The following is a 16,366-nucleotide window of genomic DNA, read 5'->3' on the forward strand; positions in this document are numbered from 1 at the left end:
CGCCGACGCGGACGAGCGGTCCCGAGAAGGGCATGAGAAAAGCCTCCCCGGCGGACTCTGCATCAGGGCCGGGAAGGCTTCGCTGATGACGGGAACCTTAGCGGACGGATGCTGCAGCCGTCCGCGGGATCGGCACGCCGAAGCACCGACATGACGGTTGAATCTCACCATGGACAGACCTACCTCGCGGATGTGGCAGAACACCCAAGGAGGGCGCGGTGCTGGTGACGGAGTTCCGGACGAAGGACCTGCCGGTCGCCGAGCGGTTCGGCTGCTGGCATGACATGACGGCGAGTGCGTTGATACCCAACGCCATTCGCAGCGATCACGAGGCGAACTTCCGGGCGAGCGCGCGACTGCTGGACATGGGCGGAGTGAAGGTGTCCGCGCTGTCCTACCCATCGCTGGAGACCCGACGGACGGCGAAACTGATCCGGCGCTCCGATCCCGAGTCCTACCAGCTGATGCTGAACCTGCGTGGCAGCCACCGGCTCCTCCAGAGCGGCCGGGACGCCGTCAGCGGCCCGGGGGAGGCGATGCTCTACGACACCTCGCGCCCCTGGCACGGCTGGGCACACGCTGCCCCGAACACCGCGGGGGGAGTGATGGTGGAGGTCCCCCGGACCCTGCTGCCGCTCCCCGCGAACAAGGTCGACCGGCTCACCGCCGTGCCCCTGCCCGGGCGCGCGGGGATGGGCGCCCTGCTGTCGGGCTACCTCACGCGGCTTGTCGCCGGGGCCACCGCCTACACCGCGTCGGACGGCGCCCGCCTCGCCGCCTGTACCCTCGAACTGCTCACCGCCTTCCTCGCCCACCATCTCGACGCCACCTCGTCATCACCGTCCCAGAACCACCACTGGGCCCTGCTGACGGAGATCCACGACTTCATCCGGCAGCACCTGGGCGACCCGGACCTGTCGCCGGGCATGATCGCTCGCGCCCACCACATCTCACCGCGTTCCCTGCACCGACTCTTCCGAGCGCAGGACATCACCGTCGCCGGGTGGATCCGCGCGCGTCGGCTGGAACGCTGCCGCCGGGACCTGGCCGACCCGCTCCTGCACTCCCACCCGGTCCGCGCCATCGCCGCGCGCTGGGGGTTCACCGATCCCGCGCACTTCAGCCGCGCCTTCCGCGCCGCTTACGGACTCAGTCCCCAGGACCACCGTCGAAGCCACCGGTAGCCGGGCCGCGCCCCATGTGGCACGCATCGTCAACCACCTGTCGCCGACCGGCAACGACGGTCCGTTCCCCACCCACGACACTCGAAGCGCCCGGTTCGCGCCGCCTCGGTCATGTGTGGAGATCCGCGACCGACGGGGGAGGGGGCTCGACAGGGTGATGCACGGCCGGACGGGCGGACATCGCTCGCCCGTGTGACGACAGAAGTGGGGAAAGCGTGAACAGAACCATCGTCGCCGGCGCGCTCGCGCTGGCCTCTGCCGCGACCTGCGTGGCGTTCGCCCCCGCGGCATCGGCCGCGGCCCAGTCCTGCGTGACCTCGTCGCTGACCACCGGCGGCTACGAAGGCGTGGGCACCATCCGCTACAAGTCCTCCACCAGCAGCTGCGGCGACCTCAACCTCACCTATTCCAACGACACGACCTACAGCTACGACTACTACGCGGGCCGCCTCCGCAGGTCCTCGGGCACGTGGTTCACCTGCTCCAAGGGTTACGTCTACGCCGCGGACGGAAGCCACAGCGTCAACGACTCCACGTACTGGCTGTGCACCGACGTCGCCGACGGCACCCCGTTCACGGTGGCGAGCTACCTCGACGGCGGCGACTCCGTGAGCATCACCCACTGAGCCCGCCGCTGTGTCCTCCGGGGGTGCCGTCGTGGGCCGACGGCACCCCCGGTCACCGGACGGAGAGGAGTGGCCCAGGATGAGAAGAGGAGTCGTCCGGGTCGTCCGGCCCGTGATCCGGCGTCGGCTCGCGGCCCGCACCGCGGCCGTGGCCACGGCCGTCGCCCTGCTCGCCGCCTGCTCCGCCGAGATCCGCTCGGGCGGTACGACGGGCACGTCGAACGCGCGCGTGACTCCCGCCCGTCTCAGCCGAGCCCTGCCGGGCGACTCGGCACGCATGCTCTTCCCCGCAACCGGTGCCGAGACCCGCTGGACCCAGGGGCTGGACGTCTTCGTCCGGCAGGTGTCCCGCGCTGCCGCGGCCGAGTGCGCACACGACCGCGGGATCGGTCTGCCCGAACAGGTTCCGCTCGCGTTCATCCGCTTCTCGGAGGTCCCCGACCTGGACTTCCTCGCCCGGCACGGCTTCGGGCAGAGCGCCCCGGTGCCCACGCCGACGGCAAGGCCCGTTGCGGCGCCCTCCGGCAGTGCCGCCGCGGTGCGCGCCTGCCGTGCCGAGGGCGAGACCGCCGCCGATACGCTGCGCGGCCCCTACGCCGGGCTCCAGGGGCGGTGGTTCGCCCAACTCGCACCCCTGCGCCGCGAGCCTGCAACGGCCCGGGCGTTGCGCACCCTGCCCGGGTGCTTCGCCGGGCACGGCATCAAGGCTCGTGACGAGGACGGCTTCTTCCGTGGTGCCGACGCCCGCCTGAACTCCGTCACGCCCGTCGAACTTCCGGGCGCCGACCTCGGACTCGGCCGTGCGTACGCGGACTGCATGCGCCCCGTCGAGGCCGTCCGTGAACCGGCACGTCTGCGGCTCCGCGAGCGCTTTCTCGCCGACCACGCCGACGACATCCGCGAACTCCGCGAGACCCTCGTCCCGTCGCTCCGCCGGGCCGAGGAGCGGTATGGGCTGCGTCTCGCCTTCCCGGCGCCCTGATCCGGCCCTGTTGTCGGCCTGCGGTCCAGCAGAGTACAGCCGCGCCGACATGACGGTGTGTTCGACCACCGCGTGCCACGTCGCGCGGCGCAAGCTCTTTCGTGCGGTTTCAGGGGCCCGTCGTCCGGCAAGGGCGGCGGGCCCCTTCGGGTGTCCGCTTGTGTTCGTGCAGCTCGAGCGGGTCGCAATCCGCCCTTGTTGCGTATATGTGACAGGAGCATGTCCAGGGGGTTGACCGCCGGAGGCGCGGCTCGTACGGTCTGCTGCACCGCAAGTGGTTGAAAACTTGCAGCAATTCCCTTCAAGGGGCCCGGGGTCGTCGAACGGGTCCCGGCCACAGGTCCGTTCGACAGATCCTCCCCAGATCCGTCCGCAGATCCGTCCGCAGATCCTTCAACGGAGAAGGAAGCCCCCACATGGCCAAGAGAACGCTCTCCGGCGCCCTCGCCCTCGCGGCGGCCGCGTCGATCGCCCTCGTCGTCCCGGCCGGGACCGCCCACGCCTCCCCGCCCGGCACCAAGGACGTCACCGCCGTCCTCTTCGAGTGGAACTACGCCTCGGTCGCGAAGGAGTGCACCAACACCCTCGGCCCGGCAGGCTACGGCTACGTCCAGGTCTCCCCGCCCGCCGAGCACATACAGGGCCCGCAGTGGTGGACGTCGTACCAGCCGGTGAGCTACAAGATCGCCGGTCGGCTCGGCGACCGTGCCGCCTTCCAGAACATGGTCAACACCTGCCACGCGGCCGGCGTGAAGGTCGTCGTCGACACGGTGATCAACCACATGTCGGCGGGCAGCGGCACCGGCACCGGCGGCTCCTCGTACACGAAGTACGACTACCCCGGCCTCTACTCCGTCTACGACTTCGACGACTGCACCGCTCAGATCACCAACTACCAGGACCGCTGGAACGTCCAGCACTGCGAACTGGTGGGTCTGGCCGATCTCGACACCGGCGAGGAGTACGTCCGCAAGACGATCGCCGGCTACATGAACGACCTGCTCTCCCTCGGGGCCGACGGCTTCCGCATCGACGCCGCCAAGCACATCCCCGCGGACGACCTGGCCAACATCAAGTCCCGGTTGACCAATCCCTCCGCCTACTGGAAGCAGGAGGTCATCTACGGTGCGGGCGAGGCGGTCCAGCCGACCGAGTACACGGGCAACGGCGACGTCCAGGAGTTCCGCTACGCCTACGACCTCAAGCGGGTCTTCAACAACGAGAAGCTCGCCTACCTCACCAACTACGGCGAGGGCTGGGGCTACATGAGCAGCTCGGTCGCCGGCGTCTTCGTCGACAACCACGACACCGAGCGCAACGGCTCCACGCTGAACTACAAGAGCGGCGCCAACTACACGCTCGCCAACGTCTTCATGCTGGCCTGGCCCTACGGCGCCCCCGACATCAACTCCGGCTACGAGTGGTCCGACACCGACGCGGGCCCGCCCAACGGCGGCCAGGTCAACGCGTGCTGGCAGGACGGCTGGAAGTGCCAGCACGCCTGGCCGGAGATCAAGTCGATGGTCGCCTTCCGCAACGCCACCCGCGGCGCGGCGGTCACCAACTGGTGGGACAACGGCAACAACGCGATCGCCTTCGGGCGGGGCGGCAAGGGCTTCGTGGCCATCAACCACGAGTCCTCCGCACTGACCCGCACCTACCAGACGTCCCTCCCGGCGGGCACGTACTGCAACGTGCAGAACAACACGACGGTGGCCGTGAACTCCAGCGGGCAGCTCACCGCCACCCTGGGCTCCAACACGGCCCTGGCGATCTACGCGGGCCGGTCGAGCTGCTGAGCCCGGATCACTTCCAGGAGTCGGCGGTCGTGCGACCGCTCGTGCCCGCCGGGCACGAGCGGTCGCTGCCCGCTGCCCGGACGGCCTGCCCGCTCCACGCTTGAAATTGTTTGCTATGGATTTCAAGACTCTTGCTGTAAACCTTTCGTCGGCGATACGGTCACGCGGGCGCCCGGCGACGAAGCCGTCCCGCGGCGCAAGGGGTCGGACCCCAAGAGCCGTAGTCGCAAGGAGTTCCCGCCTGTGATACCGAGATGGCCGGCGCCGACGACGCGCCGCACCGCCCATGCCAGACCCGTCGTGGCCGTCGCCGTCGCCGCGCTGGCCGCCGCCCTCGTCCAGCCCCTCGCGGCCCATGCGGACGCCCCGCCCCCGCCGCCTACCGACGCGCGGCTCGCGGCCGAGCCCGCCCGGCACGACGACACGCGCGAGCAGTTCTACTTCGTCATGCCGGACCGGTTCGCCAACGGCGACACGTCCAACGACAAGGGCGGGCTGACGGGTTCACGCCTCAGCACCGGCTACGACCCGACCGACAAGGGCTTCTACCAGGGCGGCGACCTCAAAGGCCTGACCGGGAAGCTCGACTACATCAAGGGCCTGGGCACCACCGCCATCTGGATGGCCCCGATCTTCAAGAACCGGCCCGTGCAGGGCACGGGGAGCAACGCCTCCGCCGGCTACCACGGCTACTGGATCACCGACTTCACCCAGGTCGACCCGCACTTCGGGACCAACAAGGACCTGGCCACCCTCATCTCCAAGGCCCACGCCAAGGGCATGAAGGTCTTCTTCGACGTCATCACCAACCACACGGCGGACGTCGTCGACTACAAGGAGAAGTCCTACGACTACCTCTCCAAGGGCGCGTTCCCGTATCTGACGAAGGACGGCAGGCCGTTCGACGACAGCGACTACGCGGACGGCACGAAGAAGTTCCCGGCGGTCTCCCGCGACTCCTTCCCGCGCACCCCGACGGTCACGAGCGACAGCAAGGTCCCGTCCTGGCTCGACGACCCGGTGATGTACCACAACCGCGGTGACTCCACCTATGCGGGCGAGTCCGCCACGTACGGCGACTTCTCCGGCCTCGACGACCTGTGGACCGAGCGTCCCGAGGTGGTCAGGGGCATGGAGAAGATCTACGAGCGCTGGGTGCGGGACTTCGATGTCGACGGCTTCCGGATCGACACCGTGAAGCACGTGAACATGGCGTTCTGGACGCAGTGGGCCACCGCCCTCGACCGGTACGCCGCCGCGCACGGGCGCAAGAACTTCTTCATGTTCGGCGAGGTCTACTCCGCCGACACCTCGGTCACCTCGCCGTACGTCACCCAGGGCCGCCTCGACGCCACCCTCGACTTCCCCTTCCAGGACGCGGCCCGCGCCTACGCCTCCCAGGGCGCCGGCGCGCAGAAGCTCGCGTCCGTCTTCGGCGACGACTACAGGTACACGACCGACAAGGCCAACGCCTACGAACAGGTCACCTTCCTCGGCAACCACGACATGGGCCGCATCGGGTACTTCCTGAACCAGGACAACCCGAAGGCCACGGACGCCGAGCTGCTCGCCAAGGACAAGCTGGCCAACGAGGTCATGTTCCTCAGCCGCGGCAACCCGGTCGTCTACTACGGCGACGAGCAGGGCTTCACCGGCTCCGGCGGCGACAAGGACGCCCGCCAGACCATGTTCGCCTCCAAGGTCGCCGACTACCTGGACGACGACGAGATCGGCACCGACCGTATGCACGCGAGCGACGCGTACGACACGACCGCGCCCCTGTACCGGGAGATCGCCGCGCTCGGCAAGCTCCGCAAGGACAACCCCGCCCTCACCGACGGGGTGCAGACACAGCGGTACGCGGCCGACGGCGCCGGGATCTACGCGTTCACCCGCACCGACGCCAGGACCGGCCAGGAGTACGTCGTCGCCTTCAACAACGCGGGCGAGGCGAGGTCGGCCACCTTCGCGACCGGCTCCGCGGACATGAGGTTCCGCGGCATCTACGGCACGTCGGACGAGGTGACGTCCGGCGGCGACAAGAAGGTCACCGTCACCGTCCCGGCCGGCTCGGCGATCGTCCTGAAGGCGGCGGGCAGGCTCGCCAGGCCCGCCACCGCCCCGACGCTCACCCTCGAGGCACCTGCGGCGGGAGCCACCGGCACGGTCGAGGTCCGAGCCGGAGCCGACGGCGGCGGGCTGAACCGCGTCGTCTTCGCGGCCCAGGTCGGCGACGGCGCCTGGCAGGTCCTGGGCTCCGCCGACCACGCCCCGTACAAGGTCACCCAGACCATCGGCAAGGACGTACCGGCCGGAACGGCCCTGCGCTACAAGGCCGTTGCGGTCGACTTGGCGGGGCACACGGCGAGCGCGACCGCCGCTTCCACGACCGGCACCCCGCCCGCCGCGGAGATCCCCACCGCCTCCTCCCGCGACTACGCGATCGTCCACTACAAGCGCGCCGACGGCGACTACGGCGCGTGGGGCCTGTACGCCTGGGGCGACCTCGCCGACGGCGAGGCGACCACCTGGCCGGCCGGCCACCCCTTCATCGGCCGTGACGCCTACGGCGCCTTCGCCTACGTCAAGCTGAAGCCCGGCGCGTCCGGCGTCGGCTTCCTGGTCGTCGACAAGGACGGCACCAAGGACGTCTCCGCCGACCGCACGATCGACGTCACCAAGACCGGCGAGGTCTGGATCGAGCAGGGCAAGGAGGCCGTGCAGACGACACGGCCCGACTACCCCGCGCAGGACCGGACGAAGGCGATCGTCCACTACCACCGCGCCGACGGGAACTACGACGGCTGGGGCCTGCACGTCTGGACCGGAGCGGCGAACCCCACCGACTGGTCCAGCCCCCTGAAGCCGGTGCGCACCGACGCGTACGGCGCGGTCTTCGAGGTGCCGCTCACCGACGGCGCCTCCAGCCTCAGCTACATCGTCCACAAGGGCGACGAGAAGGACCTCTCCGCCGACCAGTCGCTCGATCTCAAGGCCGGCGGCCATGAGGTGTGGCTGCTGAACGGCCAGGAGAAGTACCTGCTGCCGCAGCCCACCGGCTCGGGAGCCGCCCTCGACCTGACCACCTCCAAGGCGATCTGGATCGACCGCGACACCGTTGCCTGGAACGGCTCCGACGCCGCCGTCTCCACCCAGCTGCTGTACTCCCACGACGGCTCGATCACGGTCGGGCACGGGACGCTGACCGGCGACGACGAGCGCTGGCTGCGGCTGACGAAGACCACGCTCACCGACGCCCAGAAGGCGAAGTTCCCGCACCTGAAGGACTACACGGCCTGGTCCGTCGACCCACGCGACCGCGACCGGGTGCGCGAGGCGCTGGACGGCCAGATCGTCGCCTCCCAGCGGGCCGCGAACGGTGCCGTACTGGCGGCGACGGGCGTCCAGATCGCCGGCGTGCTCGACGACGTCTACGGCGCCGCGGCCAAGGCCGAACTGGGGCCGGTGTTCCACCACAACCGCCCCACGCTCGCCGTCTGGGCGCCGACCGCGCAGAGCGTCTCCCTGGAGCTCGACGGCTCCCTGAAGGCGATGAAGCGGGACGGCTCCACCGGCGTCTGGTCCGTCACCGGCCCCGCGTCCTGGAAGGGCAAGCCGTACCGGTACGTCGTCAAGGTGTGGGCGCCCTCCGTCCGGAAGGTCGTCACCAACACGGTCACCGACCCCTACTCGGTCGCCCTCACCGCGAACTCCGAACGCAGCCTGCTCGTCGACCTGAACGACAGGTCCCTCGCGCCGAAGGGCTGGTCGGCCCTGACCAAGCCCAAGGCCGTCCCACTGAAGGACGCCGAGATCCAGGAACTGCACATCCGGGACTTCTCCGTCGCGGACACGACCGTCCCGGCCGGGCACCGGGGCACGTACCTCGCGTTCGGCGACAGGAACAGCGACGGCTCGAAGCACCTGCGTGAGCTGGCCGAGGCGGGGACGTCGTACGTGCATCTGCTGCCCGCCTTCGACATCGCCACCATCCCCGAGAAGAAGGCGGACCAGTCGAGCCCCGCCTGCGACCTCGCCTCCTACGCGGCCGACTCCGAGCAGCAGCAGGAGTGCGTCGCCGAGGCCGCCGCGAAGGACGCCTACAACTGGGGCTACGACCCGTTCCACTACACGGTCCCGGAGGGCTCGTACGCCACCGACCCCGACGGCACGGGCCGCACGGTCCAGTTCCGCACGATGGTCAAGTCGCTGAACGAGGACGGTCTCCGGGTCGTCATGGACGTCGTCTACAACCACACGGCGGCCGCCGGACAGGCGGACACCAGCGTCCTCGACCGGATCGTGCCCGGCTACTACCAGCGGCTCCTCGCCGACGGCTCGGTGGCGAACAGCACGTGCTGCGCCAACACGGCCACCGAGAACGCCATGATGGGCAAGCTGGTCGTGGACTCGATCGTCACCTGGGCCAAGGAGTACAAGGTCGACGGCTTCCGCTTCGACCTCATGGGCCACCACCCGAAGGCCAACATCCTCGCCGTGCGCAAGGCCCTCGACGCGCTCACCCCCGAGAAGGACGGCGTCGACGGCAAGAAGATCATCCTCTACGGCGAGGGCTGGAACTTCGGCGAGGTCGCCGACGACGCCCGCTTCGTCCAGGCCACGCAGAAGAACATGGCCGGCACGGGCATCGCGACCTTCTCCGACCGTGCCCGTGACGCCGTGCGCGGCGGCGGCCCCTTCGACTCCGACCCCGGCATCCAGGGTTTCGCGTCCGGGCTGTACACCGACCCCAACGCCTCCACGGGCAACGGGACGGAGGCCGAGCAGAAGGCCCGGCTGCTGCACTACCAGGACCTCATCAAGGTCGGCCTGAGCGGCAACCTCGCCCGGTACCGCTTCACCGACACCGACGGCAAGGAGGTCACCGGCGCCGAGGTCGACTACAACGGCGCACCCGCCGGGTACGCCCAGGCACCCGGCGATGCGCTCGCCTACGCCGACGCGCACGACAACGAGTCGCTGTTCGACGCCCTCGCCTACAAACTGCCCCAGGACACCTCCGCCTCCGACCGGGCCCGTATGCAGGTGCTCGCCATGGCGACGGCCACCCTCTCCCAGGGCCCCTCGCTCTCCCAGGCCGGTTCCGACCTGCTGCGCTCCAAGTCCCTCGACCGCAACTCGTACGACAGCGGCGACTGGTTCAACGCGATCCACTGGGACTGCCGACAGGGCAACGGCTTCGGACGCGGACTGCCGATGGCGGCCGACAACCGGTCCAAGTGGACCTGGGCCAAGCCCCTGCTGACGTCCGTCACGGTGGGGTGCGACGAGATCAGGGGCGCCTCCGCCGCATACCGGGACCTCCTGAGGATCAGGGCGACCGAGCAGGCCTTCTCCCTGGGCACCGCCGACCAGGTGCAGTCACGGCTCTCCTTCCCGCTCTCCGGGAAGGACGAGACGCCGGGCGTGATCACGATGCAGCTCGGTGATCTGGTCGTCGTGTTCAACGCCACGCCGAAGAAGCAGGAGCAGACCGTCGCGGGCCTCGCCGGGAAGGACTACGCGCTGCACCCGGTGCAGGCCGCGGGCGCCGACCTCGTCGTGAGGACGTCCTCGTACACGGCGCAGTCCGGGACCTTCACGGTTCCGCCACGCACCGTCGCGGTCTTCTCACGGGTGACGCGCTGAGCGTTCCACGGCAGGTCCGATGCATCACCTGCGGGTCCGTCGTGCCGGTCGCACCGGCGCGACGGACCCGTACATCGAGGGCGTGTTGCGAAAGTGGCGTCGTCCGCCCGAAGGGCGGGGCCCGCGGCGTCTGGTGCTGGGGGCACCTCCCGCGCCCTTCGGGCTGCGGGGGAGCATCGCAAGGCGGAGGGTCGTCCGCGTACTGGGCGTACGCGGGCGATCCCGACAACGCGGCGGTGGGGGCCCCTCCCGCGCGAGCGCAGCCGAGCGTGGGGGAGCCGTGCCAGGCGTCGCGGGGCAGACGGGACTTTCGCAACACGCCCTAGACGAACCCCGTCCCGCCCGCTCGCCGGCAGACGGTCCGGTCGCGGCGAGTGCGGGAGCCGACGGCCCCGCGGGCGTCAGGACGCCAGGGTGACCAGCCGGGTGACCAGATCCGCGAAGGGCCCGTCGCCCGGCTCGTCACCGAGCCCACGGCGCAGCAGCGCGGCCATCTCGTCGTCGTACGCGGCGCTCACCGCCGCCAGCGCGGCGAAGTCGTGCACGAGCTGCACCTCCAGCTCACGGCGCGGGATCCGCCGCCCGTCCAGCCAGATCAACGCCGTCGACTCGACGAGCGAGATCCACGAGCGGACCACCAACTCCAGCCGGGCGGGCGGATCCTGCACCCGCAGATGCGCGAGGATCTGGACATACGCGGCCTGCCGGACCGAGTCGACCAGCGCGTTCGTCCGGGACACCGCGTCCATGGGGCGGTCCGCGTCGGCGGGGACGGCGGGACCGCCGCGCATCAGGGCCGAGAAGCCGGGCCCGTGGTCCTCGACGAAGTCGAAGAACCGGCGCATCACCCGCAGCAGCCGCGCCCCGAGAGGGCCCTCGTGCGGTTCCACGAACCGCGCCGCGAGGTCCTCGGACGCACGCTTCAACGCCGCTTCGTAGAGGCTGAGTTTGCCAGGGAAGTAGTGGTAGACCAGCGGCCGCGAGATGCCCGCGGCCGAGGCTATCTCGTCGATGGAGACCTCGTCGGGGGAGCGTTGGCTGAACAGTTCGAGCGCGACGCCGATCAACTGCTGCCGTCGCTCCTCGACTCCCATTCTGCGGCGTACCCCGGTTGTCATGCGAACACCTTACCGATCTGTTCCGGCACTCCACGGGCCGGAAGGGCCGTGGTCTTTCACACGGTCGGCACATTTCGCTCACCAATCCCTTGCGGCACACCATCGGCATCGAGCCACCGCATCGCGGGGGTCAGCGCAGCCCGCTGATCGCCCGGCCGTCGTCGAGGGTTCCCTTCAGCCCGGCCCGGACCCCCTGCCGCGTCCGCACCGCCAGCACATCGCCCCGCGCCGATCCGCTCGCCCCGCCGGTCGCGCTGATCGACGCCGTGCCCTTGCTGCCCGCGGCGAGCAGGTACCACGTCCCCGCCGCCGACTTCCACAGCACACCCGCCAGCACATGGGGGTCCTTCGCACCGCACGCGGGCACGCTCTCGGCCCTCGCCGCCACCGCGCCGTACCGCCCGCCCGGCGTGTGGAACTGCGCCAGCACCCGCGGGCCCCCGCCCCGCCAGGTGTCCGCCCGCGTGCACACCCAGGAAGCCTCCCCGGACCCGTCCGGCAGTTTCTGGCGCGCGTACTCCCACGCGTTCACGGACCGCACGCCCTGCGACCGTACCGCCGCGAGCGAGCAGGCGAACGGCGACCAGGTGCGCAGCGCCGCCGCCCCGGACACCTCCTGGGGCGCGCCCGGCCGCCCCACGGTGAGGTGGGCGGGCGTCAGCTCGCCGAGGTCGGTCAGCAGCCTGGACCCCGAACCGTCGGTCACCTCCAGCGCGTTCCAGGAGGTGCACGAGCCGGGCTGCCCCGCCTGGCCGGCCAGGGGTGCGGTCACCCCGTCGTCCGGACCCAGGTCCATCGCCCCGGACCGCGGTCGCAGCAGGTCCCGCTCGGCCGCCCCGGTCACCCAGGGCGCGGTCAGATAGCGGACGTTGCCGTCGGCCCGGCCCAGCACCACCGCGTCCGCCTCGGCACCGGATGCCGCGTCGACCCGGGCGAAGTCGAGCGCCGCCCGGCCGCTTCCCTTGTCCGGCTCGGCGTAGCGCACGATGCGCAGACCGTCGTAGAAGATCACCACCCGCATGGCGTCCACCCGGCCCGCGAAAAGCAGTTGCGGCGGGCCGGCCGGGGGGCCCGAGGCGGTGCCGGGGGTCGCCGAGACCTGGACGGACCCGCCGGGCCGTGCCCAGGCGGCGAGCGCGCGGCGCAGCAGCGCCGTGTCGTGGGTGAGGCCGCCGCGCGCGGGCCACACGGAGAAGTCGGTGCGCGTCGACGTCGTCCACGCGGTGGGCGGCACCCTCGTCAGTCCGTCCGGGTCCAGGGCGGCCCGGACGGCCGGGTTCTGCGCGTCGGCGGGAGCGGCCGCGTCCTCCGCACCCCAGCCGCCGCCCGGCAGGGTGAGGAGCGCGCCGCACACCGCGACGGCGGCCGCGGCGGCCAGCGCGGCCTTCGTGTGCTGTCTGCGCCGCATCAGATCGGTCGGCCGCGCCTGCAGCGAACACGGGTCGAACTCGGGGGAGAGGAGCAGCGCGTCCTGCGCCGGCACCCGCCCGGCCTCGCGGACGGCCGACGCAGGGTGCGCCACGCCCGCGGCGCGCAGCACCTTGCGCACGCCGTCCTCGGGGAGCTTCTCCAGACCACGCAGCACATAGGCGGCCCGGGCGGGGCCGGACAGGGCCGACAGCCGCTGGTCCAGGGCCAGTTCCTCGGCGCCGCCCGAGCGGGGGAAGAGCCGCAGACCCCACACCTGGGGGAGCAGCGCGGGCAGTCCAGCACCCTTCGGCCGGATCGCGCGCCTGAGCGGCCGGCCGGCCGCCAGTGCCGAACGCACCACGCGCAGGCGGACCAGCGAGTAGCCGGGGTCGTCGTCGCGGCCCTCCCTCAGGTTCTCCGCCGAGGCTCCGGCCTGGGCCGGGATCAGCGCCGCGGAGGCCCGCCCGCGGGGCAGCGCGCGCTGGGTGAGGGCGTGCGCCGTGAGCACCCGGCGGCTGCGGCCGAGGCCCGGCGGCAGCATCAGATAGGCGAGCCGGACGAGCCGGGGGTAGTGCTCGACGAGCGCGGCCTCGGCCTGCTCTACGTCGACGAGCGAACCGGAGGCGGGAGTCGGGCGCGGGGCGACATGCTGTGACTGCACGTCCGGTCAAACGACCGGGGCGGGGGTTGGTCACCTCGGCCGCCGCCACGACGGAGGTGGCGCGGTCGTGGCGAGCGGGCCGGGACCCCACGCCCGGCGCCCGGTCCACCGGCGTCCCGGCCCGGGCGGGATCAGTGTCCGGGCTCGGCCAGCAGGCGGGCGTAGTTCGCCATCGACCGCTGGTAGCGCGGCAGATGGGACGCGAGCGCCTCGAGGACGAGCGACAGGCCCTCGCGGTCGCGGCCCAGGCTGGACAGGCAGAGGGCCAGACACGCGCGCACGGCGTCGTCCAGCTCGTCGGAGGGGGCGTCGAGTTCGGGCGTGAGCAGCTCGACGCCCGCCTCGGCCTGCCCGATGTTCCGCAGCGAACTGGACAGCTGGATCTTGGCGCGGCGGCCGCGGTAGCCGTCCAGGCCGCGCGCCAGCGCCTCCCGGTACAGCGGGACCGCCTTGTCCGGGTGGCCCGTCGAGTCCCAGGCGCAGGCGCGTTCGAAGGGGCCCAGCGGGCTGTCCTCGGGCAGTTCGGCGACCAGGGCGTCGATCACCGCGCGGAAGTCGGCGGCGTCCGCCTCGGCGTGGTCGCCGAAGGCCGCCCATGCGGCGGCCACGCGCGCTTCCCACTCCTGCGTGCTCACTCTTCCCCCTCGTCCGGGTCCTCGGAGCGACCACCCTCGCACAGTGGTGCCGGAACGGGCACCGCTTTTCGCGCGGTGCCGGGGGTCCGTGGTGCCATTGAGCACGGGGCACACCGGAGCCGTAGGGAAGGGCAGGGCCCTCGCGGGGCCTTCAGGCACGGCCGGAACGACCGGAGGTTTTCATGAGGTGGACGCGCGAGAAGCTGGCGGCCGGTGCGGCCGTCGCCCTGCTGGTGCTGACCGGCTGCGGCGGGTCGGGCGGGTCGGGCGACGCCCAGGACGAGGTGCCGGCGACCGCGACCGGCAGCCTCGAGGACCTGGCGGCGAACGTGCACTGCAAGCCGAGCATCCAGACCGACGCCGACGAGATCCGCCAGGGCGTCTGCAAGAACACCGACGGCCGGTTCGTCCTCGCGACCTTCGCCACCGACCGCGGGCAGCGCGAGTGGCTCAACGACGCCAAGGACTACGGCGGTTCCTACCTCGTCGGCGCCAAGTGGGTCGCCGTCGGCGACCAGGAGGTGGTCACGGCGCTGCGCGGCCGGCTCGGTGGGACCATCGAGAAGGGGGCCTCGCACCACTCGGGTGGTGGTGGGGGGCACGAGGCCACGCACTCCGGTCACAGCGGCTGACCGCGCAGGTTCCGGGATACGCCGAAGGCCGGCGGTGGGGGTTCCACCGCCGGCCTTCTCAGTGGGTCACTGGCACCTCTGGCCGGTGTTGACGCAGTTCGCGATCTTGTTCGCCAGGCCGCCGTTGGTGACGCTGATGAAGTCGTCGTGGTCGGTGGCCGGCTTGTGGAGCTGCTCCGGGAAGCCGTCCACCGCGTAGGCGTTCTTGACCTGGCCGTTCTGGACGACCGGCCGCGGAACGCTGTACACGAGGCGCATCGTCAGCTGCGGGATCGCCTTGAAGCCGTTCTGGCAGTTGCCGTTGGCGTCGGCGAAGGCCACGTGCGTGCGGTGGTTGGCGCTGTCGATGTTCTGGCCGTCCCAGCAGCTCTGGAAGGCGAACGTGCGGACCACCTTGCTGCCCTGCGGGCAGATCGGATACTGCGTGGTGAGCTGCACCTTGTTCTCGAAGCCGGTGCAGCTCCAGTGCGCGTTGGCGTTCGCCAGGCCGTTGGTGGTGGTCTTGGCGTCACCGGTGATGATGCGCAGGAACTGCGGCATCGCGACGACCTTGCCGGTCGGGCTGCCGACGTACTTGATCTGGGCCTGCTGGGGGACCAGGATCCGGCCGACGTTGCCCTCCTTGCCGCCGCCGTCGTTGTTCTGGTCGAAGTCCTGCGTGCCGTCCTGGACCCGGACCACCGGCCAGTAGTACGACGACAGGTCGTTCTTGTTCTGGCAGCTGGTCCCGCCCTGGAGGAACGTGTTGTTGTCGGAGAACGCGTTGACCTTCTGGTTGCCGACGTAGTCGTGCAGGTGGTGCGCGCCGTTGGCCACACCGGGCGCCACGATCACGTTGTCGGTGTTGTGGTTCTTGTTCGCGTTCACACCGCACCTGGTGGTGAACGTACCGTTGGAGGCGTTGCCCGTCCGGCGCGGTTTGGCCGGGACGTTCGGCTGGACCTTCGTGATGTCGACGAAGTCGGCGGCGGAGGGGCCGTTGCCGGCCTGACCGCCGTTGCCCTGCTGCTGCCCGTTGTTCTGGCCGCCTTGCTGCTGCCCGCCTTGCTGCTGGCCGCCTTGCTGCTGGCCGCCCTGTTGCTGGCCGCCTTGCTGCTGGCCGCCCGCGGTGGTCTGGGCCTGGTCGGCGGTGGTTCCGGTGCAGGCGGCCAGGGCGTCGAGCGAGGACGGCGCGGTGGCACCCACCCGCTTGAAGTCGATCTTGATCCGGCCGATCACCGCGGTCCGCTTGTCCTTGAGCGGACCGAGGATCGCGTTCTGCACGAAGCCGGTGTCGTTCGCCTGCGCCTGACGCGTCGAGGCCAGCCGGGCGTACGCCTCGGTGACCTGCTTGTCGAGGGTTGCCAGCTCCCTGTCGACGTTCGACTTCGCCGCGTTCGGAACGTTCGTCAGCTGCTGACCGACGTCCGGGCACGTGATGGTGGCCACCTGGGCGGCGGCGGCCTTGGTGGTGTTGTTCTGCGCGTTCGTCTCGTGCGCCGAGGCGTAGTAGTTCGCCCAGATCAGCCCGCCCCCACCGAGCGCTAGGGCCGCGGATGCGGCTATGGCCTTGGTGGCCAGCGGCGTACGGCGTTTGCGTGTGTTGCGTCCCATGGAACTCCTCTGACTTCCTTTCGGGGCGGAGGCGCCCGACAGGGGTGAAGCGGCGCCCTCCCATACGCAAGAGGTCC

Annotated in this window: 10 protein-coding genes; 6 read left to right on the plus strand and 4 right to left on the minus strand. The window is 71.0% G+C overall.

Annotated elements, in window-relative coordinates:
* Nucleotides 1-218: 218 nt before the first annotated feature.
* The 5 genes from ACFYMU_RS08920 to pulA all read left to right on the plus strand — a co-directional run bounded on the left by ACFYMU_RS08920 (nucleotide 219) and on the right by pulA (nucleotide 10,240).
* Entirely contained in the window at nucleotides 219-1,184 is a 966-nt protein-coding gene (locus tag ACFYMU_RS08920) for a helix-turn-helix domain-containing protein (protein ID WP_388370066.1), read from the plus strand.
* A 215-nt stretch (nucleotides 1,185-1,399) separates the two neighbouring features.
* Entirely contained in the window at nucleotides 1,400-1,810 is a 411-nt protein-coding gene (locus tag ACFYMU_RS08925; RefSeq protein ID WP_388370069.1) for a hypothetical protein, read from the plus strand.
* Between the two features lie 79 nt (nucleotides 1,811-1,889).
* A complete protein-coding gene (locus tag ACFYMU_RS08930) occupies nucleotides 1,890-2,792 on the plus strand; it encodes a hypothetical protein (protein WP_388370071.1) in 903 nt (300 codons plus the stop codon).
* A gap of 416 nt (nucleotides 2,793-3,208) precedes the next feature.
* Nucleotides 3,209-4,591 carry an alpha-amylase family protein gene (locus ACFYMU_RS08935; protein ID WP_388370074.1) on the plus strand — a complete coding sequence of 461 codons (1,383 nt, stop codon included), beginning with the start codon at nucleotides 3,209-3,211 and terminating at the stop codon, nucleotides 4,589-4,591.
* A 243-nt stretch (nucleotides 4,592-4,834) separates the two neighbouring features.
* Nucleotides 4,835-10,240: a pullulanase-type alpha-1,6-glucosidase gene (gene pulA, locus ACFYMU_RS08940; protein ID WP_388370076.1), complete on the plus strand. Its 5,406-nt coding sequence runs from the start codon at nucleotides 4,835-4,837 to the stop codon at nucleotides 10,238-10,240.
* 401 nt (nucleotides 10,241-10,641) lie between these two features.
* On the opposite strand, the gene ACFYMU_RS08945 is transcribed toward pulA, so the two are convergent.
* The 3 genes from ACFYMU_RS08945 to ACFYMU_RS08955 all read right to left on the minus strand — a co-directional run bounded on the left by ACFYMU_RS08945 (nucleotide 10,642) and on the right by ACFYMU_RS08955 (nucleotide 14,064).
* Nucleotides 10,642-11,358, minus strand: coding sequence for a TetR/AcrR family transcriptional regulator (locus ACFYMU_RS08945; RefSeq protein WP_388370079.1), 717 nt, complete (start codon nucleotides 11,356-11,358; stop codon nucleotides 10,642-10,644).
* A gap of 130 nt (nucleotides 11,359-11,488) precedes the next feature.
* Complete coding sequence (locus ACFYMU_RS08950; RefSeq protein ID WP_388370082.1) at nucleotides 11,489-13,429, minus strand: hypothetical protein; 1,941 nt, start codon at nucleotides 13,427-13,429, stop codon at nucleotides 11,489-11,491.
* Nucleotides 13,430-13,560: 131 nt separating this feature from the next.
* The gene (locus tag ACFYMU_RS08955) at nucleotides 13,561-14,064 is read right to left on the minus strand and encodes a tetratricopeptide repeat protein (protein ID WP_388370085.1); all 504 of its coding nucleotides are present in this window, start codon (nucleotides 14,062-14,064) and stop codon (nucleotides 13,561-13,563) included.
* A gap of 182 nt (nucleotides 14,065-14,246) precedes the next feature.
* On the opposite strand from ACFYMU_RS08955, the gene ACFYMU_RS08960 reads away from it, so the two are divergent.
* Nucleotides 14,247-14,696, plus strand: coding sequence for a hypothetical protein (locus tag ACFYMU_RS08960; protein ID WP_388370088.1), 450 nt, complete (start codon nucleotides 14,247-14,249; stop codon nucleotides 14,694-14,696).
* A gap of 66 nt (nucleotides 14,697-14,762) precedes the next feature.
* Here the strand turns inward: ACFYMU_RS08960 and ACFYMU_RS08965 are convergent, their stop codons facing one another.
* Nucleotides 14,763-16,289, minus strand: coding sequence for a DUF1996 domain-containing protein (locus ACFYMU_RS08965; RefSeq protein ID WP_388370091.1), 1,527 nt, complete (start codon nucleotides 16,287-16,289; stop codon nucleotides 14,763-14,765).
* Between the last annotated feature and the right edge of the window lie 77 nt (nucleotides 16,290-16,366).

This window comes from Streptomyces sp. NPDC007264 (assembly GCF_042869095.1).
Lineage (GTDB): Bacteria > Actinomycetota > Actinomycetes > Streptomycetales > Streptomycetaceae > Streptomyces.

Excerpts from the sequence above, each read along its gene's own strand:
- ACFYMU_RS08930 (WP_388370071.1), top strand. The coding sequence starts at position 1,890 with ATGAGAAGAGGAGTCGTCCGGGTCGTCCGGCCCGTGATCCGGCGTCGG.
- ACFYMU_RS08935 (WP_388370074.1), top strand. The coding sequence starts at position 3,209 with ATGGCCAAGAGAACGCTCTCCGGCGCCCTCGCCCTCGCGGCGGCCGCG.
- ACFYMU_RS08945 (WP_388370079.1), bottom strand. The coding sequence starts at position 11,358 with ATGACAACCGGGGTACGCCGCAGAATGGGAGTCGAGGAGCGACGGCAG.
- ACFYMU_RS08960 (WP_388370088.1), top strand. The coding sequence starts at position 14,247 with ATGAGGTGGACGCGCGAGAAGCTGGCGGCCGGTGCGGCCGTCGCCCTG.
- ACFYMU_RS08965 (WP_388370091.1), bottom strand. The coding sequence starts at position 16,289 with ATGGGACGCAACACACGCAAACGCCGTACGCCGCTGGCCACCAAGGCC.